Origin of the sequence: Pollutibacter soli, from assembly GCA_029269725.1 — a bacterium.
GTDB lineage: Bacteria > Bacteroidota > Bacteroidia > Chitinophagales > Chitinophagaceae > Pollutibacter > Pollutibacter soli.
Map to the genome: position 1 here is coordinate 354,512 of JARJHS010000003.1, position 26,383 is coordinate 380,894.

General features: G+C 42.3%; 26 protein-coding genes. 16 read left to right on the forward strand and 10 right to left on the reverse strand.

The annotated features are described in order from the left end of the window. Positions 1 to 8: 8 nt before the first annotated feature. Positions 9 to 1,139, reverse strand: coding sequence for a DegT/DnrJ/EryC1/StrS family aminotransferase (locus P2W82_RS09880; protein ID WP_336515710.1), 1,131 nt, complete (start codon positions 1,137 to 1,139; stop codon positions 9 to 11). Between the two features lie 94 nt (positions 1,140 to 1,233). Between P2W82_RS09880 and P2W82_RS09885 the strand changes: the two genes are divergently transcribed. Further along, positions 1,234 to 2,490 (forward strand): 3-deoxy-D-manno-octulosonic acid transferase, encoded by a 1,257-nt coding sequence (locus P2W82_RS09885; RefSeq protein WP_336515711.1) that lies wholly within the window; start codon positions 1,234 to 1,236, stop codon positions 2,488 to 2,490. On the opposite strand, the gene P2W82_RS09890 is transcribed toward P2W82_RS09885, so the two are convergent. Then, on the reverse strand, positions 2,463 to 3,260 hold the full coding sequence (locus P2W82_RS09890) for a hypothetical protein (protein WP_336515712.1): 798 nt from the start codon (positions 3,258 to 3,260) through the stop codon (positions 2,463 to 2,465). The genes P2W82_RS09885 and P2W82_RS09890 overlap by 28 nt on opposite strands. 84 nt (positions 3,261 to 3,344) lie before the next feature. Here P2W82_RS09890 and P2W82_RS09895 point away from each other — a divergent pair, with 84 nt between their 5' ends. The 7 genes from P2W82_RS09895 to P2W82_RS09925 all read left to right on the forward strand — a co-directional run bounded on the left by P2W82_RS09895 (position 3,345) and on the right by P2W82_RS09925 (position 8,748). Next, a complete protein-coding gene (locus P2W82_RS09895) occupies positions 3,345 to 3,941 on the forward strand; it encodes a thymidine kinase (RefSeq protein WP_336515713.1) in 597 nt (198 codons plus the stop codon). 51 nt (positions 3,942 to 3,992) lie between these two features. Beyond that, positions 3,993 to 4,652 (forward strand): heme exporter protein CcmB, encoded by a 660-nt coding sequence (locus P2W82_RS09900; protein ID WP_336515714.1) that lies wholly within the window; start codon positions 3,993 to 3,995, stop codon positions 4,650 to 4,652. Positions 4,653 to 4,726: 74 nt separating this feature from the next. Continuing rightward, positions 4,727 to 5,425: an ABC transporter permease gene (locus P2W82_RS09905; RefSeq protein ID WP_336515715.1), complete on the forward strand. Its 699-nt coding sequence runs from the start codon at positions 4,727 to 4,729 to the stop codon at positions 5,423 to 5,425. Next, complete coding sequence (locus P2W82_RS09910) at positions 5,415 to 5,636, forward strand: CcmD family protein (RefSeq protein ID WP_336515716.1); 222 nt, start codon at positions 5,415 to 5,417, stop codon at positions 5,634 to 5,636. The genes P2W82_RS09905 and P2W82_RS09910 overlap by 11 nt, the downstream gene beginning before the upstream one ends. Positions 5,637 to 5,690: 54 nt before the next feature. Beyond that, complete coding sequence (locus P2W82_RS09915) at positions 5,691 to 7,100, forward strand: Glu/Leu/Phe/Val family dehydrogenase (protein ID WP_336515717.1); 1,410 nt, start codon at positions 5,691 to 5,693, stop codon at positions 7,098 to 7,100. A 184-nt stretch (positions 7,101 to 7,284) separates the two neighbouring features. Continuing rightward, complete coding sequence (locus tag P2W82_RS09920; protein WP_336515718.1) at positions 7,285 to 8,136, forward strand: IS1595 family transposase; 852 nt, start codon at positions 7,285 to 7,287, stop codon at positions 8,134 to 8,136. Between the two features lie 54 nt (positions 8,137 to 8,190). Further along, positions 8,191 to 8,748: a DJ-1/PfpI family protein gene (locus P2W82_RS09925; RefSeq protein ID WP_336515719.1), complete on the forward strand. Its 558-nt coding sequence runs from the start codon at positions 8,191 to 8,193 to the stop codon at positions 8,746 to 8,748. Between the two features lie 22 nt (positions 8,749 to 8,770). Here P2W82_RS09925 and P2W82_RS09930 read toward each other — a convergent pair whose 3' ends face one another. Together P2W82_RS09930 and P2W82_RS09935 are read right to left on the reverse strand one after the other, a co-directional pair. Continuing rightward, positions 8,771 to 9,409 (reverse strand): hypothetical protein, encoded by a 639-nt coding sequence (locus P2W82_RS09930; RefSeq protein ID WP_336515720.1) that lies wholly within the window; start codon positions 9,407 to 9,409, stop codon positions 8,771 to 8,773. A 6-nt stretch (positions 9,410 to 9,415) separates the two neighbouring features. Next, a complete protein-coding gene (locus tag P2W82_RS09935) occupies positions 9,416 to 9,868 on the reverse strand; it encodes a type I restriction enzyme HsdR N-terminal domain-containing protein (RefSeq protein WP_336515721.1) in 453 nt (150 codons plus the stop codon). Between the two features lie 51 nt (positions 9,869 to 9,919). Here P2W82_RS09935 and P2W82_RS09940 point away from each other — a divergent pair, with 51 nt between their 5' ends. The 3 genes from P2W82_RS09940 (at position 9,920) to queA (ending at position 13,741) form a co-directional block, all read left to right on the forward strand. Next, positions 9,920 to 10,690, forward strand: coding sequence for an AMP nucleosidase (locus P2W82_RS09940; RefSeq protein ID WP_336515722.1), 771 nt, complete (start codon positions 9,920 to 9,922; stop codon positions 10,688 to 10,690). Positions 10,691 to 10,738: 48 nt separating this feature from the next. Then, a complete protein-coding gene (locus P2W82_RS09945; RefSeq protein WP_336515723.1) occupies positions 10,739 to 12,445 on the forward strand; it encodes an ABC transporter ATP-binding protein in 1,707 nt (568 codons plus the stop codon). Positions 12,446 to 12,691: 246 nt separating this feature from the next. Beyond that, positions 12,692 to 13,741: a tRNA preQ1(34) S-adenosylmethionine ribosyltransferase-isomerase QueA gene (gene queA, locus P2W82_RS09950; RefSeq protein ID WP_336515724.1), complete on the forward strand. Its 1,050-nt coding sequence runs from the start codon at positions 12,692 to 12,694 to the stop codon at positions 13,739 to 13,741. Between the two features lie 331 nt (positions 13,742 to 14,072). On the opposite strand, the gene P2W82_RS09955 is transcribed toward queA, so the two are convergent. Then, complete coding sequence (locus tag P2W82_RS09955; protein ID WP_336515725.1) at positions 14,073 to 15,392, reverse strand: aspartate kinase; 1,320 nt, start codon at positions 15,390 to 15,392, stop codon at positions 14,073 to 14,075. 61 nt (positions 15,393 to 15,453) lie between these two features. Further along, on the reverse strand, positions 15,454 to 16,530 hold the full coding sequence (locus P2W82_RS09960) for an Ldh family oxidoreductase (protein WP_336515726.1): 1,077 nt from the start codon (positions 16,528 to 16,530) through the stop codon (positions 15,454 to 15,456). 167 nt (positions 16,531 to 16,697) lie between these two features. Here P2W82_RS09960 and P2W82_RS09965 point away from each other — a divergent pair, with 167 nt between their 5' ends. Beyond that, the gene (locus tag P2W82_RS09965) at positions 16,698 to 17,984 is read left to right on the forward strand and encodes a hypothetical protein (protein WP_336515727.1); all 1,287 of its coding nucleotides are present in this window, start codon (positions 16,698 to 16,700) and stop codon (positions 17,982 to 17,984) included. A 485-nt stretch (positions 17,985 to 18,469) separates the two neighbouring features. Next, positions 18,470 to 18,877, forward strand: a complete 408-nt coding sequence (locus tag P2W82_RS09970; RefSeq protein WP_336515728.1) for a hypothetical protein — start codon at positions 18,470 to 18,472, stop codon at positions 18,875 to 18,877. Positions 18,878 to 18,953: 76 nt separating this feature from the next. Here P2W82_RS09970 and P2W82_RS09975 read toward each other — a convergent pair whose 3' ends face one another. Next, positions 18,954 to 19,367: a single-stranded DNA-binding protein gene (locus P2W82_RS09975; protein ID WP_336515729.1), complete on the reverse strand. Its 414-nt coding sequence runs from the start codon at positions 19,365 to 19,367 to the stop codon at positions 18,954 to 18,956. Positions 19,368 to 19,527: 160 nt separating this feature from the next. On the opposite strand from P2W82_RS09975, the gene mnmA reads away from it, so the two are divergent. From mnmA to P2W82_RS09990, 3 genes are all read left to right on the forward strand, one after another. Continuing rightward, on the forward strand, positions 19,528 to 20,634 hold the full coding sequence (mnmA, locus tag P2W82_RS09980) for a tRNA 2-thiouridine(34) synthase MnmA (RefSeq protein ID WP_336515730.1): 1,107 nt from the start codon (positions 19,528 to 19,530) through the stop codon (positions 20,632 to 20,634). Between the two features lie 120 nt (positions 20,635 to 20,754). Next, positions 20,755 to 21,510, forward strand: coding sequence for a hypothetical protein (locus tag P2W82_RS09985; protein WP_336515731.1), 756 nt, complete (start codon positions 20,755 to 20,757; stop codon positions 21,508 to 21,510). A 24-nt stretch (positions 21,511 to 21,534) separates the two neighbouring features. Beyond that, positions 21,535 to 23,208, forward strand: a complete 1,674-nt coding sequence (locus P2W82_RS09990; RefSeq protein WP_336515732.1) for a S8 family serine peptidase — start codon at positions 21,535 to 21,537, stop codon at positions 23,206 to 23,208. Here the strand turns inward: P2W82_RS09990 and P2W82_RS09995 are convergent. From P2W82_RS09995 to odhB, 3 genes are all read right to left on the reverse strand, one after another. Then, the gene (locus P2W82_RS09995) at positions 23,198 to 24,394 is read right to left on the reverse strand and encodes an RsmB/NOP family class I SAM-dependent RNA methyltransferase (protein ID WP_336515733.1); all 1,197 of its coding nucleotides are present in this window, start codon (positions 24,392 to 24,394) and stop codon (positions 23,198 to 23,200) included. The genes P2W82_RS09990 and P2W82_RS09995 overlap by 11 nt on opposite strands. Before the next feature lie 37 nt (positions 24,395 to 24,431). Beyond that, the gene (locus tag P2W82_RS10000; protein ID WP_336515734.1) at positions 24,432 to 24,965 is read right to left on the reverse strand and encodes a dihydrofolate reductase family protein; all 534 of its coding nucleotides are present in this window, start codon (positions 24,963 to 24,965) and stop codon (positions 24,432 to 24,434) included. A 172-nt stretch (positions 24,966 to 25,137) separates the two neighbouring features. After that, positions 25,138 to 26,376, reverse strand: a complete 1,239-nt coding sequence (odhB, locus tag P2W82_RS10005) for a 2-oxoglutarate dehydrogenase complex dihydrolipoyllysine-residue succinyltransferase (protein ID WP_336515735.1) — start codon at positions 26,374 to 26,376, stop codon at positions 25,138 to 25,140. Positions 26,377 to 26,383 lie beyond the last annotated feature (7 nt).

Consider the following 26,383-nt stretch of genomic DNA (forward strand, 5'->3'; position numbering starts at 1 on the left):
TCCGATGTTTATCTGTGTACGAAATCTGATACGTGTTTTGTAATAAAATGCAGTTGTTCTTCATCCAGTTCCGAATGCATGGGCAGGGAAATCACTCGCTCGGTAAGCCAGTCAGTAACCGGCAAATCGACCTCACCGAGGTCGACAGTATCAAACATTTTCTGCCTGTGTACGGGTACCGGATAATAAAGCATGGAAGGAATCCCTTTTTCTTCCAGGTATTGACGCAGTCCATCACGATCCACTCCTTCCAGTTTCAGGGTATACTGGTGGTAAACATGATTGTTTTCGGCCGCAACAACAGGTGTAGTAATCTGTGAGATACCGGCAAAAGCCTTATTATAGAATTCTGCCGCACGCCTTCTTGATGCATTATATTCGTCCAGTTTTTTTAGTTTGATATTCAGGATAGCTGCCTGGAGAGCGTCTAATCTTGAATTACAACCTACCAATTCGTGGTAGTACCGGACCTTTTGCCCATGATTTGCAATCATTTTTAGCCGATCTGCTAACGCGGCATTATCCGTAAATATTGCACCGCCGTCGCCATAACAGCCCAGGTTTTTTGAGGGGAAAAAGGAGGTTGTACCTATTAATCCCATAGTTCCGGTTTTTTTCACCGAACCGTCCGGGAAGCGGTATTCGGCCCCTATCGCCTGTGCATTATCTTCGATGACGGGTATGCCGTGCCTGCCGGCGATTTCCAATATCCGGGCCATCGGCGACGATTGGCCATACAGATGGACCGGTATAATCGCTTTTGTACGTGGTGTAATACATTTTTCAAGCGAGGCAGGATCAATGCAGAAAGTGCCTGGTGTGACATCGGCAAAAACAGCTTTCAGGCGGAGTAATGCAACTACTTCTGCGGTTGCGAAATAGGTAAAAGAAGGTGTTATAACTTCATCGCCGGGCTGCAGTTCAAGCGCCATAAGCGCGATCTGCAAAGCATCCGTTCCATTAGCACAGGGAATAACATGTTGAGCGCCAAGATAGGAGGCAAGATTGGTGCTGAAATCCTGCACCTGTTTACCACCTATGAAAACCGTACTCTCTAAAACCTGCATCACTGCATCGTCCACTTCTTTTTTTATGTGGTGGTATTGACGTTTCAGATCCACCATCTGGATAGGTTGCATAAGTGGTTTATTTAAAAAGAGGCCAAAAATAGTAAAATATGTATACGCATTCGCATAGATATTAGATTTGCAACGATTTATAACTGAACGCCGATTGACTGTAATTTATAATCTGGGTTTATCGCTTTATTCCGTCGCGTTGGGTCTGGCTTCCTTATGGAACCCCAAAGCTAAATTATGGGTCGATGGAAGAAAAAATCTGCTTTCCCGCATTCGTGAAAAAGCGGGAAAACAAGGGCAATCCATCATATGGATGCACTGTGCTTCACTGGGTGAATTTGAACAGGGCCGACCGGTGATCGAAGCCATCAAAAAAGAATACGCGGGTTATAAAATCCTGATCACTTTTTTTTCTCCTTCTGGATATGAAATCAGGAAAAATTACCAGGGGGCAGATTATATCTTTTACCTGCCTGTTGATAGTCGCAACAATGCCAGGGAGTTCATGGAAATCGTTCGCCCGCAACTGGCCATTTTTGTGAAATATGAATTCTGGTATCACTATCTCACTGAACTCCGTGCGAGAAATGTTCCAACAATTCTTTTGTCAGGCGTATTTCGTCAGAATCATCCTTTTTTTAAGCCCTGGGGAGGCTTCTGGAGAAGCATGCTTGATTGCTTCCAGGTGATTTTTGTTCAGGACCCAAATTCAGCGAAACTTCTTCAATCGATTGGCCTGGATCAGAAGACAATTGTTTCCGGTGATACAAGGTTTGACCGTGTGCTGGATCTTTCAAAAAATGCAGCTAAACTTCCTTTGATTGAAAAATTCTGCAATAATCATAAAGTGGTAGTTGCAGGAAGTACATGGGTTGAAGATGATGAAGTAATGGATCATTTTGCAAAATCGAACCGGGATGTCCGGTTTGTAATTGCGCCCCACGAAATTCTTGAAACAAGAATAAAAGAAGTAGAAAAATTATATACCAATACTATCAGGTTTTCCGCCTGGAAAGAAGACCAGGAGAACCCTGAGAACAAAAATGTACTTATAATCGACAATATCGGCATGCTGGCAACTTTATACCAGTATGCGGATATCACATTTATTGGCGGGGCTTTTGGGGGCGATGGTATTCACAATGTGCTTGAAGCAGTCGTGTACTATAAGCCTGTGGTATATGGCCCCAACCATGAAGACTTCGGAGAGGCAGTAGAACTTGTGGATATAGGAGCCGCAGAAACTGTAGAGAATGCACTTGAACTCGAGAAAGTTTTTCGCACATTACTCGACGACGCAAACCTGCGCAAAGAAAAGGGACGAATTGCCGGAAACTATGTACGCGCGAAAGCCGGCGCTACTTCAATAGTGATGCAATATATTCAGGAGAAACGTCTCTTGACCAGCTGAACGAACTGTTGTACCAGCGGATTGTTTTCATTCCAGCCTAATTTCAATTTCAGTTCCCTTTCCATCCAGAATTCTGCTTCCGGCAAAATTGAAAAAGAATTCAGGGTTTTTATTGAACGATCAAACATGGCTTCATTTCCGCTGAATAATTCGATGATATAAAGATAACGGTCATTGATGCCTACTGCTTTCTTCAGATCTTTTACCGGGGAATCCTTCAGTTTTTCCGCGAGTTCTGTTTTCTCCTCTTTTAAACGGTCGTTAAGTGAAGATTCTTTATTATTTGTAGTTACCGATTCATTCAGTTCCCGTTTCGGTTCCTGTATTACTGAAACCGGTGCCGGTTTTGGTATTGGCTGAAATGAATGATGGGAAGAAAGTGTTGGTATATCCATCTCCTGTTCATCATGTACAACAGCCATCTGGCGTGCATTATAACTCCAGGAATTGTGCTGCTCCACGGTCTTCTTTACCTGCTCCAGTTCGGCACGTACATCGGCCTGGTCAACTGCCAGCATTTCAGCATGTTTTTCTTCCACTGGTTTTTGTTTCGGCAAAGGCGATGGTGAAGGCTGAAATAAAGTATTTACTTTACTGAAAGAAGGAACAATAACAGCCACTGATTTTTTTGACTGCATGCGTTCAGCACCAGCAGCTTTGCTGGTGAGTTCGCCCTGTAACATCTGAACAGTTACCAGTAATTGTTCAGGAGCTGCATTTTCAAGAAACTGCTGTTTCAGTTTGTCTATTAAAACCTCCACTCTTTCCATAGTAAATTGGTACTTTTGAAATCCTTGTGAATGAAGTTAAGTTGAATCAAAGGTATAAACTGTTCTGCAGAATATTTTTTAACAATGTTTATTGAACCTGATATCCGGGAAGGTACAAGAGGCTGGATAGAAGTGATTTGCGGATCGATGTTTTCCGGTAAAACCGAAGAACTTATCCGACGCCTGAAACGTGCAAAAATTGCACATCTCAATGTTGAAATTTTCAAGCCAGCGATCGATACGCGCTATCATCATCAAAACATTGTTTCGCATGATGAAAGCAGCATTGCTTCTGTACCTGTAAAAAATGCGCAGGACATCTTAAACCTCGCCCTCGATGTCGATGTGGTTGGAATAGATGAAGCACAATTTTTTGACGAATCAATAATTACTGTATGCGAACGCCTTGCAGAAAAAGGTATCCGTGTAATTATTGCAGGTCTTGACATGGATTATACAGGCAAACCTTTCGGACAAATGCCTGCTTTACTGTCTATTGCAGACTTTATCACCAAGCTTCATGCCATTTGTATGCAATGCGGCTCAATCGCCAGTTTTTCCTACCGGAAAAATGAAAAATCTTCGCAGGTGATCATCGGTGAAAAAGATCTTTATGAGGCCAGGTGCAGGTCATGTTTCACGAAAGGGATGGCGGAACAAACGTTGAACGTTCAACGTTGAACGTTCAACGTCAGCCTAAAATAATTTTAATACCCAACTCAAAACAACAGATTGATCAGGCAGGTAATTACTTTATTTAAAAAAGATGTTTTATTAGAGTTACGCCAGCAGTATGCATTATATGGAGTGATTCTTTATGTAATGTCGACCGTATTTGTCCTATATCTTACGATGGGTTCTGAAACTGATGGCGAAATCTGGAACGCTTTGTATTGGGTAATGCTGCTGTTTGTTTGTATCAATGCTGTTGCAAAAAGTTTTTTACAGGAGTCCAGGGGAAGAATGCTTTACTTTTATTCAATAACCAGTCCGACTGCTTTTATAATTTCAAAGCTTTTGTACAATCTTTTGCTGATCATCATCATGAACAGCATAAGTCTTTTTCTTTTTCTACTCTTTCTTGGAAACCCTACCGTTTATACTGGTCAATATATCCTTATCAGCATACTTGGTGCCTGTGGACTGAGCCTGATTTTCACAATGCTGGCAGCAATTGCATCACGAGCAATGCAGCAGGCATCATTAATGGCGATTCTTGGTTTTCCAATCATTATACCTCAATTATTACTATTGGTAAGGCTTTCGAAACTTGCCTTTGCTGAAACGTTTAGAGCCGGAGCTTCTATGGAAGTGACCCTACTTGTACTGGCGCTCGATCTATCAGTAGTTGTTCTCGCGGTGATTTTATTTCCGTTTTTATGGAAAGATTAGGCTGAAGCACCTAAATTTGCGGCACTATTTCCGCGTCAGACCTCCTGTTTCGTGGCCAAAACCCGATCTAGTATATGCGCAAATCCTGGTGGAAAATTCTCAGTATTGTTTTATTGGTATATGCTATCGTAGGCGGGTTATTGCTACCGGTTCCCGCATTAAGACAGTTGCAGGAGACTGTTCGTAATCTCTATTATCATGTAAGTATGTGGTTCGCAATGATGATACTTTTCACGATCTCATTGGTTCATAGCATTCGCTATTTGCGTACCACCAATTTTAAATATGATATCTGTGCCCGTGATTATTCAGCGGTAGCTATAGTACTTGGTCTGCTGGGGTATGCTACCGGTGTGATCTGGGCCAGCTATACCTGGGCGGACCCGAATAATCCTGCATATGCTTCTTTTGGTTCCATAGTAAGAGAACCCAAACTCATCGGGACTGCAATTGCCCTGCTTACCTACTTCGCTTATTTCGTGCTCAGAAGTTCTATAACTGATATCGATAAGCGTGCGAGGGTAAGCGCAGTGTATAACATATTCGCTTATGCGATGCTGTTTCCTTCTATCTGGATCATTCCGAGACTTTTGCCCAGTCTCCATCCAGGACAGGAAGGAAATCCTGCACTCGACTTCCGTGATGTAGATACCCGGCTGCGAATGGTCTTCTGGCCTGCAGTAGCCGGATGGACGCTTCTTGCTGTCTGGATTGCCACATTAAAAGTGCGCATCGATTTTCTGAAAGAAAAAAAATGGTTACATGCGAAATAAAATTGCATCCCTGTTTGTTAGTTGTCTGCTGAGCCTGATAGCATTTGCAGGATATTCACAGACGAATAATAAAGTGGAGATGGCTGACACGATGCGCAGTGAAGGGAAAATATATGTGGTAATTGCTGTCATCCTCACCATTCTTGCCGGTCTGTTTTTATACGTTGCCAGGATCGATCGCAAGCTCACTAAACTCGAAAAAGAGTCGTAAACATTTTCAACAACGATTGTCTTCATAAGAAAAACTTAAACCAAAAAAGAATTTATGTCTGAGTACAGTTTCTTCGACGCTGTCTGCAAAAGCTTTGATAAAGCTGCAAAATTTACAAAGTACGATGCAGGCGTTCTCGAGCAGATCAAACAATGTAACTCTGTGTTACGTATTCATTTTCCTGTTAAGATCGGCGATAAAATTGAAGTCATAAAAGCCTACCGCGTTCAGCATTCCCAGCACAAGCTTCCATGCAAAGGAGGTATCCGTTTCAGTGAGATGGTGAATCTGGATGAAGTAATGGCACTTGCTGCCTTGATGACGTATAAATGTGCCATCGTGAATGTGCCTTTTGGTGGCGCTAAAGGTGGAATCAGCATCGATCCGAAAAAATATGCTGCCTACGATCTTGAAAGAATCACGAGAAGATATACCAGTGAATTAATCAAGAAAAAATTCATCGGGCCCGGAGAAGATGTCCCTGCTCCGGATTACGGAACAGGTGAAAGAGAAATGTCCTGGATACTTGATACGTTTATGGCAATGAATCCGGGGGAAGTTGATGCTATGGCATGCGTGACCGGCAAACCTGTTTCACAGGGTGGAGTAAGGGGTCGAAGAGAAGCTACCGGACTTGGGGTATTTTTTGGAATCCGTGAAGTTTGTGGGATGCCTGATATCATGAAAAAACTGGGTCTTGAAGTTGGTGTTGAAGGAAAGCGTGTTGTTGTACAGGGTCTTGGAAACGTAGGATATCATTCAGCCAAATTCTTCGAAGAAGCAGGTGCAAAAATTGTCGCCCTTGCAGAATATGAAGGTGCTATTTATAATGATGACGGACTTGATGTTGATGCGGTATTCCAGCATCGCAAATCATCTGGGAGTATTCTGAATTTTCCTGGTGCGACGAATTTCGAAGTGAGCAGTGATGCACTAGAAAAAGAATGTGACATTCTTATTCCTGCAGCACTTGAGAACGTAATCAACGGCGACAATGCGCCAAGAGTGAAAGCAAAAATCATTGGTGAAGCAGCAAACGGACCATTGACTCCTGAAGCGGATGAAATATTTATTGAGAAAGGAGTGCTTGTAATTCCAGATATGTACCTTAATGCGGGTGGCGTAACGGTTTCTTATTTTGAATGGCTGAAAAACCTTAGCCATGTACGTTATGGTCGCCTGGAAAAAAGATTTACAGAAAACCAGAATGCGCAATTGCTGGAGCAGATGGAAGAATTGACTGGCAAGAAAGTTTCCAGAACGCAAAAAGACCTGATGTTGCATGGTCCGGATGAAGTTGATCTGGTGCGTAGTGGATTGGAGGAGACGATGATCAATGCGACGCATGAAATAATAGATTGCTGGAGAGCAAATCCGGAGATCAAGGATATGAGGACAGCATCATTTGTGGTAGCGATTAATAAGGTGGGAACGAGTTATTCGGAGCTAGGAATATTTCCGTAGAAGAATGAGAGAAAGAGATTTTGGAACGCCGGCGGTTGCCGGCGTTTTTTTTTGGTTGGCTGTGCTGCGGTGGCCCCCGGCCGATTAGCCATTTAGGCCGCATTGAGAAAAATACAGCGGGATTGCGATGAAAACATCTTTTCCCTGAACACACTATTGATGAGATTTGATCAAATCTTATCCAATGTTCAACAGAATTTCTATCAGGGATTTTCAAAAAAAATTTACAACAGAAGACGATTGTAAAAAATATCTTTTTGATTTAAAATGGGGATCCGGATATCATTGCCGTCGATGCAATCATCACCTGTATTATCCCGGAAGAACTTCATTTCATATGCGATGCAAAAGCTGTGACTATGATGAGTCTGTTACTGCAGGAACGCTGTTTCACAAAATTAAATTCCCCTTGCTGAAAGCATTTGGAATTATTTTCTTTGTATGTGTTCGGAAAAAAGGAATGTCAACTCTTGAACTAAGCAAGACTTTTGCAATTCGCCAGAAGACCGCCTGGCTTTTCAAGCGAAAACTTCAGATGGCAATGATCGACGCCGGGTTCACTGACTGGAAGAATGTTTCAGAACAGCTTAATTTCGAAATTAGTGACCATCCATCATCGAAATCAGACATAGAATGTGCACATCATGATGGATCAATATTAATTGCGAGGAAAAAGGGATCTCCGATTACGGCTACTTGTATTATTCAAAAAGAAAACAACAATACTAATATAACGCTTGAAGCAAGCCGAAAATTAATCTATCGCTTCCGGAAAAAGGTTGTCACCGGCAATAGTGAATATGTTCCTTTAAATAAAAACAACATTATCAGATCCATCGGCGACATCATTTTAAGCAATCTAAAAAATTGGTTGAAAGGCATTCACCATCACTGTTCACTCAGATTTCTTAAGGGCTATCTCGATGAGTTTTTCTTTCGGTTCAATTTTCGGCGCCAGTTAAAAACCATCTGGCATCAAATTTTATTAAGACTAATCAGCCGGCCTCCCTACTTTTATAAGCCCAATGAGCTCTAAATGGCTAATCGGTTGGAGAAGCAAGCACCAAACCCAATAACTAAAATCTATCTAATGAACCTCGCCTTTATCCTCTTCAACGGAATCACGTGGATGGACCTCATCGGTATCTATGAACCTGTTCAAAAACTTAAATCCCTCAACTATCTCCCGGATCTGAAATGGGATTTCTGTGGCTTCACCTCCGAAATTTCAGACTACGGCGGCTTTACAGTTAAGCCTACTCAGATAAAAAACGACCTCTCTTCTTACGATGCGATAATAGTCCCGGGAGGAAAAGGAACACGAGATATGATCTCCAATACTGAATTTTTACAGTGGCTCCAGACAGCGGCTAATGTTCAATACAAAATCTCTGTTTGCACCGGCTCCTTACTCTTAGGTGCTGCCGGATTTCTTAAAGACAGAAAAGCAACTACTCATTTCGACGAGCATGAAACTTTACGCCCCTATTGTGGCGAGGTGAGAACCGATCGTGTTGTTGTAGATGGAACTGTTATAACTGCCGGAGCAGTGACGGCAGCGATAGATCTCGGACTGCATCTCTGCAGAGAATGGGCGAATGACGAAGCTGCTGTAGTAATCAGGTATAAGATGGATTACAGGAACTGAAAGATTGTCTTCTTCCCAAAAACTACCTTTTCACAAAATCGGTGTTGTTAAATATTACGCTCATTCTTTTCGCAGGGATATCAACTTTCACCTTCGATGGATGTTTCAATCCATTATTATCAACAGTGTACTCTATGGTTCCCATAACATCATCTTCATCAATGACAGTTGTAAATGTTAGACCGCGCACCATAAAAATAATTTTATCGATATCCATTGTTACTTTATCCTCCTTGATCATATAATCTCCGCCACTCAGTTCGATCATATTTCCGGAGTCAGTTTGCATGCCTGATGTCTTGTAAAACGCGGTGAGTTGAGCATCAGTCGGACCTGTATATTTTGAAATCAACGCTGCTAATTTTTGTACCAGTTGTACTGCAGGGTCATCTGGTAATGGCGCCGCTCCTGCTTTCTCAGTAAGCAGCATGCTTCCATCCTTATTCCATTTGACATTATATAACAATACAGGATATTTTTTATCTCTTGCCGAAATATCCGTTTTCATTGTCCACTCATAAGTACGAAGTGTATTCAGCGTTTCCGTTGCAGACAGCAGCAAAAGCTGCTTCTTTGTACTATCAGATTGCTGCGCAAATGATATTGACGTTATGAAGCTGCAAAAACAAAAAGCAATACATCTAATCATTGATCTGAACATGAGTATTTAATTTTTCACAGATTTTGGATAGTCAGGAAAATTATCCAGCCAGCTTGCGGTTCCATCTGCGCGCTCAGCAACAAAGCAATTATTTCCATTCGTAATTACCAGATACTGAACTGGTACGACCATATTATATCTCAACACCTGCATCAGTACATCCTCTGATAACATTACATTCTGGGACTTACATTCGATCATCATCCACGGCTGATGGTCACCGTTATAAATGAGTACATCAAACCTCTTTTTTATTTTTCCCAGCCAGATTTCTTTCTCTACCGATATAATCGCAGCAGGATATCCTTTCTTTGTGATCAGCCAGTTCAAAATATTCTGCCTCACCCACTCTTCCGGAGTAAGCCGCACCCAGCTCTTACGACAGGCATCAAAAATTTCTTTTTTTCCTGCACTGACCCGGGTTTTGAATGCCGGTTCGGGATACTCAATCAGAATCATGTCTTCAAAGTTCAATACTTTTATATCAAACACAAATAAACGCAAGTAAGCATGAACAGCAAAGAGGATATCGTTAAAAACTGGCTTCCGAGATATACGGGGGCAAGCCTTGAAAGTTTTGGTCAGTATATTTTATTGACCAATTTCTACAACTATGTTAACCTTTTTGCTGAATGGAACAATGTAAAAATAATAGGCGCTGACAAACCGATGCAATGCGCTACTGCCAACGGAATTACTATTATCAATTTCGGAATGGGCAGCCCTACCGCTGCGACAGTGATGGACCTCCTCACAGCCATCAGCCCCAGCGGTGTTCTCTTCCTGGGCAAATGTGGCGGATTGAAAAAAAGAAACAAATTAGGAGATCTTATACTTCCGATCGCAGCTATAAGAGGGGAAGGAACTTCGAATGATTATTTTCCACCCGAAGTACCTGCCCTGCCGGCATTTGCATTGCAGAAAGCTATTTCGACAACGATACGCGAGTATGAAGTTGATTACTGGACAGGAACAGTATACACCACCAATCGCCGTGTATGGGAGCATGATGAAGAGTTTAAAGCATACCTGCAAAAAATCAGGGCATATGCGATTGATATGGAAACTGCGACTATTTTTTCAGTAGGATTCTATAATAAAATCCCTACAGGTGCTTTGCTACTGGTCAGCGATCAACCAATGACGCCGGACGGAGTGAAAACTGAAGAGAGCGACAAAAAAATTACTTCCAGCTATGTTGAAAATCATCTTCGCATTGGGATCGATTCATTAAAACAATTAATTAACGGCGGCCAGACTGTCAGACATCTTCGCTTCTGATCAGTTGAACATATTTACTATGTATAATGTCCATTCTGAATTTTCCAGATGAAGAAACTGCTTGAAATAAAGGATCTCACAGTTTCTTTTTCTACGGGAAAAGAAAAAATTCCTGCAATCAGAAACATCAGCTTTACAATAGATCGTGGAGAAACACTCGCTATTGTTGGGGAGTCTGGTTCGGGGAAATCGGTTACGGCAATGTCTATTTTACAACTATTGCCAGCGCCACCCGCAGAATATTCATCAGGAGAAATATTTTTCTATAATGATGAGAAAAAGGTAGACCTGCTGGCTGAAACAACAAGCGTACTAAGACAGATACGCGGTAACAGGATCGCGATGATTTTCCAGGAACCAATGACGTCATTAAATCCTGTGCTGACCTGCGGAACACAGGTGATGGAATCCATTCTTGTTCATAAGAAAATTTCAAAATCCGAGGCAAAGAACAAATCCTTACAACTTTTTACCCAGGTCAGGCTTCCTGATCCTGAAAATATTTTCAAAAAGTATCCGCATGAACTTAGTGGTGGACAGAAACAACGTGTGATGATTGCTATGGCCATGAGCTGTTCGCCGGATTTGTTGATTGCTGACGAACCGACCACAGCTCTTGATGTCACAGTACAAAAAGGAATTCTGGAATTGATCCGTGAATTGCAAATGCAGCATGGAATGGGTGTGATGTTCATCACTCATGATCTCGGTCTTGTCCAGGAAATCGCAGATCGGATTGTTGTCATGTATCGTGGAGAAATTGTTGAACAGGGTGATACACCATCGATATTAAATAGCCCCCAACATCCTTACACAAAAGCATTGATTGCATGTCGGCCGACAGGTCGGTCAAAAGGATTTCGTCTTCCTGTCGTCAGTGATTTTTTAAATGCGGAGAAACAACCGCACATCGCAAAAGAAATTATATCGAATGTCCAATCTTCGGTAATAAATACTGAAATACTCATCAAAGTGGAAAATCTTTCCATCAGGTATAAAACTTCAGGTTTCTTCAGAAAAAAAGATCAGCTGGCCGTTGATAATGTCAGCTTCGAAATTTTTAAAGGCGAAACCCTCGGCTTGGTGGGCGAATCGGGATCAGGGAAAACAACACTTGGCCGGGCACTGATCGGATTACTGAAACCTTCATCAGGAAAAATAATTATTGGCGATAGTGATAGCAGCAAATTGAGTACAGGAGAGTGGCAGAAGCTGAGAGAAAAAATTCAAATCGTCTTCCAGGACCCCTATGCTTCACTTAATCCGCGGTTAACGATTGGATCGGCCATCAGCGAACCGTTGCAAGTTCATCATCCGCAAATTGATAAAACGACAAGGAAAAGTAAGATTGATCATTTGCTCGAAAAAGTAAATCTGAAAGCAGAATATTATTACCGTTACCCTCACCAGTTTTCCGGTGGCCAGCGTCAACGGATTGGAATTGCCCGGGCACTGATTCTTAATCCGGCGTTTATTGTTTTCGACGAATCCGTTTCCGCCCTGGACGTCAGTGTGCAAGCACAGGTGTTGAATCTGCTAAACGACCTGAAGAAAGAATTCAACTTTACTGCGGTTTTTATCTCCCACGATTTATCGGTTGTTCATTATGTCAGTGACAGGATCATAGTGATGAACAGGGGACGAATTGTCGAGACTGGTACTGCCAACCAGGTTTTTTTCCATCCAAAGGATGAATATACCAGGAAACTGGTAAGCGCCGTTCCCGGAAATCCGTTTGCACAACATGGCCGTTAGTTCATTTTTATACCCTGACCCAAACCCGATCTATATAAGTCGTTGATTTTCAAAATGAAACATGTTAAAAAACTGTTGGGAAATAATACATCCGTAGTTTACTATAATTATATACCTTTGCCCGCCTTCAGCCTAGTCAGGGAACAACCTGGTACCGTAAGATCAGGTTTGCATGCGTAGTTCTGCGAATGGATTGGATGATATGCCGGTTTGTTTCATGGGGACTGAATTTAAATAAATTGATGCATGAAGTTATCCCAGTTTCGCTTTGACCTCCCTCTTAATCTTATCGCTCAGTATCCAACTAAAAAAAGAGAAGATGCCCGTATGATGGTCGTTCACCGGGAAACCGGCCAGATCGAGAATCGTCATTTTCGTGACATCATGGAGTATTTTGATGATAAGGACGTATTCGTAGTTAATAATACAAAAGTATTTCCGGCACGCATGTATGGTCGCAAGGAAAAGACCGGTGCCAAAATTGAAGTCTTCCTTCTCCGTGAACTCAACAGGCAGAATCGCCTGTGGGATGTAATCGTTGATCCCGCAAGAAAGATTCGTGTTGGAAACAAACTTTATTTCGGAGAAACAGATGAGCTGGTTGCAGAGGTAATCGACAATACCACTTCCCGCGGTCGTACCATTCGTTTTCTTTTTGATGGTCCCGAAGAAGAATTCAAACAGATTCTTAATAATTTGGGTGAAACTCCGCTTCCGAAATATATCAAACGTAAACCCGACGAAGAAGATCGCGAGCGTTACCAGACTGTTTATGCAAAACATGAAGGTGCAGTTGCTGCTCCTACCGCAGGTCTGCATTTCAGTATTGAACTGATCAAACGTTTAGAGATCCAGGGTATTCGTTTCGCTGAAGTAACTCTTCATACCGGCCTGGGTACTTTCAGACCGATCGAAGTAGAAGATCTCAGCAAACACAAAATGGATGCTGAATATTATCGTATAGAAGAAAGCGCCTGTAAAATTGTAAACAAAGCAAAAACAACAGGCCATAGAATATGTTCCGTTGGAACAACAACTATGCGTGCGCTTGAAACTTCATTCACAGCAGAAAAACTGTTGAAACCTTCTGAGGGCTGGACGAATATTTTTATCCATCCTCCTTATAAGTTTTCAATTTCTGACGCATTAATCACTAATTTCCATTTGCCAAAAACAAGTTTGTTGATTATGACCTGCGCATTTGCAGGATATGATCTGGCGATGGAAGCGTATAAAAAAGCAATCAAAGACAAATATCGTTTCTTCAGCTATGGTGATGCGATGTTAGTGATATGATCGGCAGCAGGCAACAGTGAGCAGACAGCAGATATATTACAGAGAGTTTTAGAAAAATAATATTCGTATAAAAAAAGACAATCCCGAAAGATTGTCTTTTTTATTTGAATTGTCAGTTGTCGGCCGCCAGCCGGCACGCAGGTTGTCAGAACTTTTGCAGTCAATTCTTTAAATTGTGAGGAGCTTTTTTCTATCGCGCACAGTAAACCCTGATTTGTCTTTTGTCTGAAATAGATACAGATAACAGAATACAGAAACATTTAACAAAAACAAAAGCCGGCTGTTCCCTACCTACAACTTAATACTTACTACTCACTTCAACGCCCTTCACTCACAATCCAAAAAGTCCGCTATTCAACAGCTGCAATGTTTTCTTCTTGTCATCAGATGAAATAAGTAATGACACATTATGCTTGCTTCCTCCAAAACTTACCATCCGCACAGGTACAGATTTTAAAGAATCAAAAAGTCGGCTAAGCATTTCCGGTGTCTGTGAAATATCATTACCAACAATAGATACAATTGTCTGATCCTTATCAATTCCGATGCTTCCAAACGGTTCCAGCTCACGTATAATTTCCGGAAGAAATGCATCAGTGTCAATCGTGACAGATACTGCAACTTCTGATGTAGTAATCATGTCGATGGGTGTGCGGTACTTTTCGAAGACCTCAAAAATTTTGCGCAAAAATCCATAAGCCAGGAGCATACGACTGCTCTTAATATTAATTGCGATAATGCCATCTTTTGCTGCAATAGCCTTCGCACCTACTGATCCCGCCTCCTGCATGATTACCGTTCCCGCAGCGTCAGGTTGCATGGTATTGAGAAGTTTCACCGGTACTTTCTCCAGTTGGGCCGGCCAGATACACGTCGGATGCAAAATTTTTGCACCGAAGTAGGCCAGCTCCGCAGCTTCATCAAAACTCAGTTGTTCGATGGCAACCGTTTTTGATACCACACGTGGATCGTTGTTATGCATACCATCGATATCCGTCCAGATTTCGCACACGCTTGCATTTACGGCAGCAGCAACTAACGATGCCGTGTAGTCGCTTCCTCCTCGTTTTAAATTGTCAATTTCGCCACGGGCATTGCGACAGATATATCCTTGCGTGATAAATAACTTTTTATCCGGATGCTGTTGCAAAATATTTTTAAGTCTGCTTCGGATCAGAGGCAGCTGAGGTTCTTCGTTCTGATCAATGCTCATGAATTCAAGAGCCGGCAGAAACAAATGATCAATTCCTTTTTCTTCGAGGTAAACAGAAAAAAGTTTTGTACTCATCAACTCACCCTGCGCGAGAATATCTTTATTTAATGCTTCATTGAAAGATATTTTCAGGATGATCTGGAGAAATTCAAAATGTTCGGCAATGATAGCGTTAGCTTTTGCCCTGTATTTTTCTTCTTTTAAAAGATCAAGAATGAATGATTTATAATGAGCCTCGAGTTTTTCAATCTGCTTTTTTGCGCCTTCCTTATCCCCCTTCGCCATTGCATCACCGATAGACACCAATGCATTTGTCGTTCCGCTTAGTGCGCTGAGTACTACGATCGTTGCTTCGTTGTCGCGGGTGATCAGTTCAGCCACCTGGTGCATCCGCTCAGGCTTTCCGACGGACGTACCGCCGAATTTCATAATTTTCATTGCTTATAAGTTGGTTTTACATTTTGCGTTCAACGTTTAACGTTTAACGTCGCGCGCGAAATTATAACTTGATGCTGAATTTAAGACCAGTATTTTTCAAGTCTTCCAGAACGGTATCAAGAAGCGGAATGCCGTTTTCCAGCCTGTCTTTTTCAGCTTCCCTTTCAGGATCACCAGGTATCAAAACCTTATCCTGGCCAGCAATCGGCTTAGCATTCCTGAATCTTTTTATCCAAAGGTCCATATCGCGGAAAAAATCTTTTTCAGGTCGGAACGCATCTACGCGCATCGCACCAAAAAAGTGACCGATTCCCTTTCCGGGCTGGTTTTCGGGCATTGGTACATAAGCGGGAAAAGGTGGAACCCACGGACCAAAATTGGCACCACTCAATACTGCAGAAAAAATGTCCACTATAGAGCCCAGTGCATATCCTTTATGACTTCCGTGATCACGATCTCCACCCAAAGGAAGCAATGCGCCCCCGTTTTTCAAAGCATGCGGATCAGTAACAGCATTTCCTTCGCTGTCCTGTATCCATCCAACCGGCGCATCCTTGTGTTTTCTCTGCAGGATTTCCAGCTTTCCATTTGCAGCTGTAGTCGTTGCCATATCAGCAACAAAAGGTGGTTCCGTTTCTGCGGGCACCACAACGCAAATAGGATTTGTACCGAGCATTCTTTCAATGGAAAATGTTGGCGCAACAAGTGCGCTGGCATTAGTCATGGATATGCCAATCATTTTATGCTGAAGTGCCCGCATCGCATGTTGCGCCGCTATTCCAAAATGATTACTGTTTTGTACACTCACCCAACCAGTACCAGCCTGTTTGGCTTTAGTGATAGCTATATCCATAGCCTTGGGTCCGACCACCAGGCCGAGACCCGAATCTCCATCAACTACCCCCGTTGATGGAGATTCATGTATAAGTTTAATATCCGGTTTTGCATTCACCCGTCCCACCTCCCACAACCTAACGTAACCGGATAGACGTGCAACTCCATGCGAGTCGATACCACGCAGATCGGCAGCGACAAGTGACTCAGTAGCCAGCTTTGCATCTTCGGGACTGCATCCAATCGCTGAAAAAACTGCTGTGACAAACCTGACCAGGTCTGTGGTATCAATACGATTTTCCATTCCGCAAAAATAACATTGTCGTAGATTAAAACTGCCTGAAAACCGTAAAGCTGCCTGCCGGCAGGCGCTGACAACAAGCTGTTCAAAACTGTAAACAATGAACTGCGAACCTGCCTGCAGGCGGGCTGGCCGTTCCACAGCCGCTGATTATTCTGTAAGTTTATTCCATGAAATTGATTTTTTCTGTATTGTTTTTTATGATCTGTTTTGTCCGGGGCTATACTCAGCTGGACAAATCAGCCATACATACCCGTTTTGTTTTGCATACCGAAAGGGAAAAGCTTCACAGGAATATGTACGAACGAACGATCCGGACCAACCTTTCCGGACAGCTCGATACAGAAACAGAATATCGCTTTCAATCCGCCTTTTATACAGTCACACAATTCCTGATTGACGACAGCATTGTATTTGCAGGATTCAATAAAGTGCTCCGGCGTTATGACTCACTGGAATGGGAAACACGTCGTTCTTTTCTTGAAGCCATATACGCGTTGAATCCAAAAAAATATACGGGTGCCATTGAAAACATCTTGTCAAAAGAAATTCATCCGAAAGGTGTAGCGATGGCAGCCTTGTTTGTCTACCGAAACGATAGTACAAAACAGAAACAAATAATCTATACCATAAACAGACGATTTCCTGATTACCCAAATATTCCGGTACTATCAGAACTGATGAAGTGGATGCTGACTGGAACTGTAATAAAAAAGGACAAACTTCCTGATCTCAACGAATTGTTTGCGGCGCAGCAGGAACACCGCGGTAAAATGATCTATTCTTTTCAAAGAAAAAACCGCGATCATCCCGGCATTGCCATCATCCAGGGTGAAGATGGAAAATTTGTTCGTGATGATAACGGAGAACTCATCACCATAAGACAGCTTGCGAGATCAGGTTCCAATCTCCCCTATTTCGTTACCAATGGAAATACGCCGCAGGGAATATATAGTTTACAGGGTGTCGATATTTCTGCAAATCTTCTGATCGGACCAACACCGAATATTCAAATGCTCATGCCTTTTGAAAAATACTGGAACTGGTTCTTTCATTCTAATGCAGATTCCACTTATCCCTTACTCTCCTACCTGAATATATTACCCGACAGCTGGCGCGATTATCTTCCGGTACAGGAAGCTTTTTTCGCAGGTAAGACAGGGCGTACAGAAATCATCGCTCATGGTACTACCATTGATCCTAAATACTTCAGCGGAAAACCTTTTTATCCCATTTCGCCTACCCTTGGCTGTTTGTGTGCGCCGGAAAACTGGAATATATCCACCGGTAAGCTCACGACCAGCGAACAATTCAGGTTGGTAGATACCTATTATTCGCAACCTGGCTCAGATGGATATTGCATTGTTTTAAATCTTGATGATAAACAACAAGCTGTATCCCGCGAAGAGATCGAAGCGATTGTGAAGCAATTCGAGACTAAACAATTTTTCAAATGAAATTCTGCAATGGACTCATTAGCTAATGTCAAAAAAGGCTTCCCCAAATATAAATTTCCAGCTAACACACTCCGCCGGAGCGATAAATCGAATCTACATTTAAACATATCGAACAGGATACTCCTGCCGGAGCGCAAGGCAACAAACCGATTTTGCGTTGAGATTATCGATATACATATTAATTGATCATTAAAAATTTTTCCAATGATGATTTAAATGTAAATGAGAACGATGCAAACTGAATCCTCAAAAAATCTTCATTTCGATGGTGATTCGAATTGCTTCTCCCGCTCCATCGGAACGCTCTGTTTGTAGCAAAGCGTTGTGAATTTGAAACCTGTATTCCACCCCAGTGCACCGTTCTGCAGGCATCTTGTTGCCAAATCAATTCTTATCTGGTAATCTTTTTTCTGAACGCTATCGATCAATTCACAATCAGCTGTGCAACGCGATCAAACCACAGGTTGTCAGATAAAAAAAAGAAAATGTTCAGGGTAATTGTTTGTGTTGCGCTGTTGCTGCCCTTGCTGGTAGCATGTGAAAAAGAGCAGTCGATGAGTTTTGAACCGGGTGTGTACAAAGGATCATTCAGAAGAAGTGGCCAGGGCTATAACGGTACTTCCAGGTCGGAGGTGGAACTTATTTTTGATGGAACCACTTTCTGGGGAAGCAGCGCCTTACCCTATTATCCGGCTATCGGTGAAGGAAAGTATTCGCTGATGCGCGATAAAATTGTTTTCAGAAACGAATCGGTATTTCCTGCGAATTTTGATTGGTCACTGATTCTCGACGAATCCTTCAGTACCAATATGGAGGGCGATAGTATTGTGCTGATCAAAGGACATAGTACTACCTCTCTTCATCATGACGTATACACTTTAAAAAAACAATAGGACAGTTGAAAAAAATCATCCGCCGCGGCGGATGATTTTTTTGCACATGATAACCGCTATTCAAAACAAAAACCCATTAGAAAGGAAGGTCATCGACTGGTTCTGACATATCACTGGTTACCGGAATTCCGTTGGAACCAAAGCTATTTGACGCCTGCGTACTTTCGGTCCTTTCCGAACTACCCAGCAACTGAACACTAAAAACACGAAGATTAAGTGAAGCTCCGGCAGTTCCATCATTTTTCGAATAGGATCTCACTTCAGGAGCACCCTCAACATAAACCTGCTGACCCTTTTTTAAATAGGGAGCGATTCCTGTTCTCTCCGTCCAGTAGGAACATTCCACCCAGGTGGTTCTTTCCTTTAGTGCTCCGGCAGAATCTTTGAATTTTTCAGAATGGGCAACGCTGAAATTGATTACGTTTTTTCCACTCACCGTATTGGTTGCACAATCTTTACCCAGGCGCCCGATGACTTGTAATTTGATCATAGTAACAGTTTTATTGAATGCAATTTCGCCCCGTTTGCTATGGCAGAAAAGTGAAAAACAACATAAAAAAGCACCATTTTTCCACTGAAACGATGGTGTTAAAACACGCCAGGGCCCGTCAACACTGGGCAAACTTTGCTATTTTTGCAAAAAATCTGAAATGAGCAGGCGGGGTAAAGTCATGGTAGCTATGAGCGGCGGAATCGATAGTACGATTACTGCATTAATGCTTCATGACCAGGGTTATGAAGTTGTGGGAATCACCATGAAAACATGGGACTATGCCAGTTCCGGAGGGGGTAAAAAAGAAACCGGCTGCTGCAATCTCGATTCTTTTAATGATGCCCGCGCAGCTGCTGTACATCATGGTTTCCCTCATTTCGTACTTGATATCCGGGAAGAATTCGGGGATTTTGTGATCAGCAATTTTGTTGATGAATACCTGGGAGGTCGCACTCCTAATCCATGTGTGATGTGCAATACACATATCAAATGGCGCGCGCTGCTGAAAAAAGCAAACGCGCTGGAATGCGATTTTATCGCCACCGGCCATTATGCTAAGATCCGCGAAGAAAACAATCGTTTTGTTATCAGTAAAGGCACTGATGAAACCAAAGATCAGAGTTATGTGCTCTGGGGGCTTCAGCAGGACCTGCTTTCGCGTACGCTGCTGCCCCTTGGCGATTACCGGAAAACGGCTATCCGCCAGATGGCTCTCGACTACGGTTATCCTGAACTCGCATCAAAAAGTGAGAGTTATGAAATCTGTTTTGTTCCCGACAATGATTACCGCGGTTTCCTGAAAAGAAATGTTTCAGGCCTCGAGGATCGGGTTAAAGGCGGCAATTTTGTTGATAAAAACGGGAATATCCTCGGCCAGCATAAAGGTTATCCGTTTTATACAGTGGGTCAGCGAAAAGGGCTCGACATCACTTTCGGGAAGCCTGTATATGTGACTGCCATCAGTCCGGAATCCAATACAGTAATGCTTGGGGATGAAGAAGATCTGAATAAGTCGGAAGCATGGGTTCAACGGCTGAACCTTATCAAATACGACCGTATTCCCGAAGGCCTTGAGTCTTCTGTAAAGATCCGATATCGTGATAAAGGCACCCCCGGCACTTTGCACAATGCAGAGAATGGCGGTATCAAAGTACAGTTTCATGTAGAAGCCAAAGGTGTAGCGCCCGGACAATCTGCTGTATTTTATGAAGGAGATGATGTACTGGGGGGAGGGATCATACAACGTTATCACACATTGATTTAAGCAATATCTGGTAAAAGCAGAGCGTTTTAACCTGCGGATATCTGAGATGTTTCATAATCTGATCTATATCCTTCAAAAACAATCAATTGTCCACGTGCGCATAACTGTGCTACCTTATTTATGCTGAAAAGAATTTCCTTCGCGTTAGCCGCAATACTGGTTTGCACATTGGTTTTTCAGTCATGTTCGAAAGAAACCGAGACTATTCAGACTGATCCGATTGCCGATTATCTCCCGATGCAAGTGGGCAAAACAATCACATATAAAATGGATTCCACCGTTTATGTCAGTCTCAATACGGTGAAAGAAGTTCATAGTTATGTTGTCAGGGATATTGTTGAAGCGGAAGTAACAGATAATGTTGGAAATCCTTCTTATCGTATCCGCCGTATGATCCGTAGCAATGATGACACTTTGGTTTGGGGTGATAATGCAACTTTTATTGTAACACCCCTTAGCAAATCGATGGAGTACATCGATAATAACCAACGTTTCATAAAATTGCAGGAACCCATCCGTGAAGATTTTGTATGGAAAGGAAACAGTTATATCAACACCTACTCCAACCCGGATTTGCAGTATCTGGATAATTGGGAATATTATTATTTCAATGTAGGAATGCCGTTTACGCTTCCATCAATGACGGTGGATTCAAGTATTACCGTAATTCAACGCGACGAAATTCTGGGCGATCCAAACAACAAAAGTTTCTATTATGAGATCAACCAGGCGAGTGAAGTGTATGGAAAAGGAATCGGATTGATTTATCGTAATTTCTTGCACGAAGCCTGGCAACCACCGAATATTACATCTGTTGCTGGTTATTATGAACCTAATAGTTATGGCATTACTTTGACCATGCTTAGCTATGAATAGTCGACTCGTTTTCTGGTATCTTATATGAAACTATCCACCACCATACTTTTCGTTTTTGCTGCTATATTTTCACATGCGCAACAACGGTATATAGTTTCCTTAAAAGACAAACAGAGTAACCAATTTCAGATCAGTAATCCTTCAGCGTTTCTTTCTCAAAAAGCTATTGATCGTCGCACCAAATTTGGAATTGCCATCGATAGTACAGATCTGCCGGTCTCAAAAAGATATACTGATAGCATTCTTGCATCAGGAAACGTAAAAATTCTAAATACATCTAAATGGCTCAATCTTGTGCTGATCGAGACCAGTGATGCAACGGCTTTACAAAAAATCAACAATTTTCCCTTCGTCAGCAACGCAAATGCTATCGCGAGAAAATTTTCGGCCAGATCAAAATTTGAAGAGCCGCTTTATATTGAGGATGAGATTCGTGCTTTCCCCAGGAAACAGCAACGCGTAACCGCCAATTCACTGGACTATGGAACTTCATTCAGCCAGGTTCATATTCATAATGGTGAATACCTCCATGAACTTGGCTACAGGGGTGAAAATATGATCATTGTAATGCTGGATGCAGGCTACCAGGGATATCTTACCAATCGTGCATTCGATAGTGTAAGAAAAAATAACCAGATCGCAGGTACCTGGGATTTTGTAAAGAATGAAGTAAGCGTGAATGAGGATAATGCGCATGGCATGTATTGCTTTTCAATTCTCGCTGCAAACCTGCCCGGACAGATGGTAGGAACCGCTCCTGCAGCAAAATATTATTTATTCCGAACAGAAGATGCAGCATCAGAATATCCTGTTGAAGAACAGAACTGGGCCGCTGCTGCGGAGCGTGCCGATAGTATTGGTGCAGATCTCATCACATCTTCTTTAGGTTATACTCAGTTCGACAAAGCAGAATACAATCATACATACCAGGATCTGGACGGCAATACCACGTTAATCACCCGTGCCGCAGATTTTGCAGCGAAAAAAGGAATTATTGTCACCAACAGTGCAGGGAATGAAGGCGCTTCCCCATGGAAATATTTATCTGCACCAGCGGATGGCGACAGTGTTGTTGCTGTTGGCGCAGTAAACGCTTCGGGACAAGTAGCTGGATTTTCCGGTTATGGTCCGGCATCAGATGGTCGTGTAAAACCCGACATCGCATCAGTGGGCTGGAATACATTTTTTGTGACAACACAGGGAACGATCTCCCAGGGAAACGGGACTTCTTTTTCCAATCCCAACGTTGCAGGATTAATCACTTGTTTATGGCAGGCATTTCCTGAGTTCAGTAATATGGAGATCATTGATGCTGTCAAAAAAAGTGCAAGCCAGTATAACAATCCCGATGATCGTATTGGTTATGGAATTCCTGATTTTAAGAAAGCTTATGAAGCTTTGACTATTGAAAAGAACAGACGCAACCAGGCAGCCATTCTCAATAATGCACAGATAAAAGTATTCCCGGTGCCATTCACTGGTCAATTTACCGTGTTGTTTAAACCAACACAAAGTGGCACAACTCATTTTGAATTATTCGATGCTACCGGCAAAAAACTTTCTGTGATCAACAAAACCGCAATCGCCGGTGAAATCATGTTTATCGAACTGAAACAGCTGAATAGTTTGCCTCACGGTGTATACTTCCTCAGGTATCAGGACGGAGATCAGAATGGCATTGTCAGAATTATGAAGTAAGCAATGCTGCAAACAGGGTGTCTGCACCAAAAGCAGTTCCAGAAATAATACCAGACTTTATCATTTTTAATTGATGCTGGTGAACAAGTCTTTCAACGACTTCTTCATTTTCCTCTTTATAAACGGAGCAGGTAATGTAGAGCAGGAAACCATTCCTTTTCAGATAAGGTATAGTGTTAGACACGATGCTGAACTGCAGTGATGAATATTGTTGCAGGTCGTCTTCTTTAATAAAACGCATACGTTCGGGCGTACGCGCCCAGGTACCAGATCCAGAGCAGGGTACATCAGTAATTATCAGGTCAAAATAGTCTTTTGGAATTTCCGATGCCCGCACACCATCGGGAACGAGCTTTGACAGATCGACAATATAGGAGAGATAATTCTCAATGCCAGCATCTTCAAATCTGACCTCAAGGTTTTTCAAAACAGATTCACGGTTGTCCGAAACCGTTAGCTGAACATTTTTGTACTGATCATTGGCGAGTATGGATTTTCCACCACTCGCGGCGCAACAATCCCAGATGCGAACGGGTCCATTAAACTCTTCTGGCTTTGGAAAATAATCAGCGGTCTTTTGAGAGCTGTAATCCTGGATGACCAATTCGCTCTGCAGATCCATGATTTTTTCCAGGTCAGTTCCCGTGGGAATTTTTATCGCATATTCATCCAACGCGGTAAAATTGATATCAGCCCTTTTCAATTTCCTGTGTACAGAATTTACATGACCAGGCCGGATTCGGATGAAAATATCAGGCTGCCGAAGTAGTGCAAGTACAAATGCTTTATGATCTATTCCGCTGGAAATATGATCCGGAAATGGAAATATGTTTTCCAGACTAAAGCCAGGAATCCGCTGACGAATGATACTCAATTTAGTATTTACAGATGACGCCACCGTTGCGTTCCATTCAGGTTCTACTGCTTCGAGAAATTCATTTTTTTCCGTTGAACATAGATAAAAACCTGTGACAACCTGCTCGCGTACGGAAATTTGCAACGCTGCCCTGCCTATGCGGAAATATGCATAGCAAAGAGAAGCGATCCATTTCCGATCTTTCGAACCGGCTTTTTTATTCGATCTGAAAAATGATTTTATGAATTCAGAAAAAGGAGAAGTCCCGTTATAACTATTGATGATCTGTTCTGCCGTATTCAGATAGGAAAAGAAGCGGCCATTGATCATTGAAGAAATTTAGACAAAGATAAAGGCTGGTTTTCTTTTAATACTTTATTCTGTAAGTGATGATCTGTAATCCCTGGTCATACAAGTTGGATTCAATCAGTTCCAGTGCATAGGATTTATTTGCATCACCGAATAACGGGACGCCTTTATTTAAAATCAAAGGATTCAGTTTGATTTTTACGATATCGATCAACTCATTCTCCAGCAGCCAACCTGCAAACTGTCCGCCACCACACAAATATATATCGGCACCTTCTTCTTCTTTGAGTTTTCTTACAAAAGAAATATCCCTTTTTACAATCTCGACAGAATCGCTTCTTTCTTCAAATTCCAACTGATTGGAAAATATATAATGCTTCATTCCTTTATATGCTGGCTGTCCGGGTTTCAAACCAAATTTGTATCCAAATTCATAGGTGTGCCTACCCATGATCACAGTGTCGAAATCATTGAGGTCATCAAAATACTTTTCGACTCCTTTTCCTTCCAGGATAAATCCTTCGATGCTGTCATTGGGACCGCTGATGAAACCATCAATGGATGTAGCTACGTAATACACTATTTTCCGCATGGCAAAAGATTGAAGAACTCAAATTAATATTATCCGCACTGATAATATAGGCATTAAATTGAAAACCTGCTAACGCCTTGCGGTTAAATATTCTGTTTATTATCGACAAAAAATAAAAAAGCCGATTATTTCTAATCAGCTTTTGTTTCGGATTATTTAATAGTACACTCTTTTACAATTCAAGCAAAGTCTTCACCGGATCTTTTCCGAATAATAACAATTCCGGATTCTCCAGTAACTCTTTTACTCTTACCAGGAAGCTCACACTTTCACGACCGTCGATAATTCTGTGATCATAACTCAACGCCACGTACATCATCGGACGAATTACGATCTGTCCGTTGACAACAACTGCCCTCTCTTCGATCTTATGCATACCGAGTATTGCAGATTGAGGGATATTGATAATGGGTGTACTCATAAGCGAACCGAATACACCACCATTGGTGATGGTGAATGTGCCTCCCTGCATTTCTTCCATGCTGAGTTTATTATCTCTTGCTTTAGTCGCAAGTTCTATCACCTTCTTTTCAATCTCAGCCATGCTCAGGCTTTCAGCATTCCTGATAACAGGAACAACAAGGCCTTTCGGCGCAGAAACTGCGATAGAGATATCGCAGTAATTATGATTGATTATTTCATCACCATCGATATAAGCATTTACCGCCGGCCATTCCAGCAACGCATATGAACATGCTTTTGTAAAGAAGCTCATGAAACCTAGACCAACGCCATGGCTCTCTTTGAACTTATCTTTAAACTTTGTACGGATTTCCATGATCCTGCTCATGTCCACTTCATTAAAAGTGGTAAGCATAGCAGTTGTATTCTTCGCCTCTACCAGCCTTCTTGATACCGTCTTACGAAGATTGCTCATCTTGTTGCGCTGTTCATCGCGACTGAACGCCGCAACACCAGGTTTGCGACCCGGATTGGATAAAGCATCCAGCACATCACTCTTCAGAATACGGCCACCCGTACCCGAAGGCGTTATATTTTTGACATCCACTTTTTTATCAGCAATTATTGCAGCAGCTACAGGACTGGCTTTCATGTCTGCTACAGCTGTAGCAACAGCCGGTTCAGGTTTTTTGGTATCAGCAGTAGAGGCAACAGCGACCGCTTCTTTTTTCGGAGCTTCAACAGCAACTGGCTTGACCGCTGATTCCGGTTTTGCCGCCTTATCATCAATCTGGCAGGCGATATCACCTATTTTCAACGTATCCCCTTCCTTCGCCACGGTTTTCAAAATACCCGCCTGTTCGGCATTGATCTCGAAAGTTGCTTTTTCACTTTCCAGTTCAGCAAGAACTTCATCTCTTTCCACCCAATCGCCATCCTTTTTCAGCCATTTTACCAGGGAAACTTCACTTATAGATTCACCGACCGTTGGGACCTTTATATCAATCATCGTTTAA

Bases quoted from the DNA above. Each gene is read 5' to 3' on its own strand.
- P2W82_RS09880 (WP_336515710.1), bottom strand. From the start codon at position 1,139: ATGCAACCTATCCAGATGGTGGATCTGAAACGTCAATACCACCACATA.
- P2W82_RS09890 (WP_336515712.1), bottom strand. From the start codon at position 3,260: ATGGAAAGAGTGGAGGTTTTAATAGACAAACTGAAACAGCAGTTTCTT.
- P2W82_RS09895 (WP_336515713.1), top strand. From the start codon at position 3,345: ATGTTTATTGAACCTGATATCCGGGAAGGTACAAGAGGCTGGATAGAA.
- P2W82_RS09905 (WP_336515715.1), top strand. From the start codon at position 4,727: ATGCGCAAATCCTGGTGGAAAATTCTCAGTATTGTTTTATTGGTATAT.
- P2W82_RS09910 (WP_336515716.1), top strand. From the start codon at position 5,415: ATGCGAAATAAAATTGCATCCCTGTTTGTTAGTTGTCTGCTGAGCCTG.
- P2W82_RS09915 (WP_336515717.1), top strand. From the start codon at position 5,691: ATGTCTGAGTACAGTTTCTTCGACGCTGTCTGCAAAAGCTTTGATAAA.
- P2W82_RS09920 (WP_336515718.1), top strand. From the start codon at position 7,285: ATGTTCAACAGAATTTCTATCAGGGATTTTCAAAAAAAATTTACAACA.
- P2W82_RS09925 (WP_336515719.1), top strand. From the start codon at position 8,191: ATGAACCTCGCCTTTATCCTCTTCAACGGAATCACGTGGATGGACCTC.
- P2W82_RS09930 (WP_336515720.1), bottom strand. From the start codon at position 9,409: ATGTTCAGATCAATGATTAGATGTATTGCTTTTTGTTTTTGCAGCTTC.
- P2W82_RS09935 (WP_336515721.1), bottom strand. From the start codon at position 9,868: ATGATTCTGATTGAGTATCCCGAACCGGCATTCAAAACCCGGGTCAGT.
- P2W82_RS09940 (WP_336515722.1), top strand. From the start codon at position 9,920: ATGAACAGCAAAGAGGATATCGTTAAAAACTGGCTTCCGAGATATACG.
- P2W82_RS09945 (WP_336515723.1), top strand. From the start codon at position 10,739: ATGAAGAAACTGCTTGAAATAAAGGATCTCACAGTTTCTTTTTCTACG.
- queA (WP_336515724.1), top strand. From the start codon at position 12,692: ATGAAGTTATCCCAGTTTCGCTTTGACCTCCCTCTTAATCTTATCGCT.
- P2W82_RS09955 (WP_336515725.1), bottom strand. From the start codon at position 15,392: ATGAAAATTATGAAATTCGGCGGTACGTCCGTCGGAAAGCCTGAGCGG.
- P2W82_RS09960 (WP_336515726.1), bottom strand. From the start codon at position 16,530: ATGGAAAATCGTATTGATACCACAGACCTGGTCAGGTTTGTCACAGCA.
- P2W82_RS09965 (WP_336515727.1), top strand. From the start codon at position 16,698: ATGAAATTGATTTTTTCTGTATTGTTTTTTATGATCTGTTTTGTCCGG.
- P2W82_RS09970 (WP_336515728.1), top strand. From the start codon at position 18,470: ATGTTCAGGGTAATTGTTTGTGTTGCGCTGTTGCTGCCCTTGCTGGTA.
- P2W82_RS09975 (WP_336515729.1), bottom strand. From the start codon at position 19,367: ATGATCAAATTACAAGTCATCGGGCGCCTGGGTAAAGATTGTGCAACC.
- mnmA (WP_336515730.1), top strand. From the start codon at position 19,528: ATGAGCAGGCGGGGTAAAGTCATGGTAGCTATGAGCGGCGGAATCGAT.
- P2W82_RS09985 (WP_336515731.1), top strand. From the start codon at position 20,755: ATGCTGAAAAGAATTTCCTTCGCGTTAGCCGCAATACTGGTTTGCACA.
- P2W82_RS09990 (WP_336515732.1), top strand. From the start codon at position 21,535: ATGAAACTATCCACCACCATACTTTTCGTTTTTGCTGCTATATTTTCA.
- P2W82_RS09995 (WP_336515733.1), bottom strand. From the start codon at position 24,394: ATGATCAATGGCCGCTTCTTTTCCTATCTGAATACGGCAGAACAGATC.
- P2W82_RS10000 (WP_336515734.1), bottom strand. From the start codon at position 24,965: ATGCGGAAAATAGTGTATTACGTAGCTACATCCATTGATGGTTTCATC.
- odhB (WP_336515735.1), bottom strand. From the start codon at position 26,376: ATGATTGATATAAAGGTCCCAACGGTCGGTGAATCTATAAGTGAAGTT.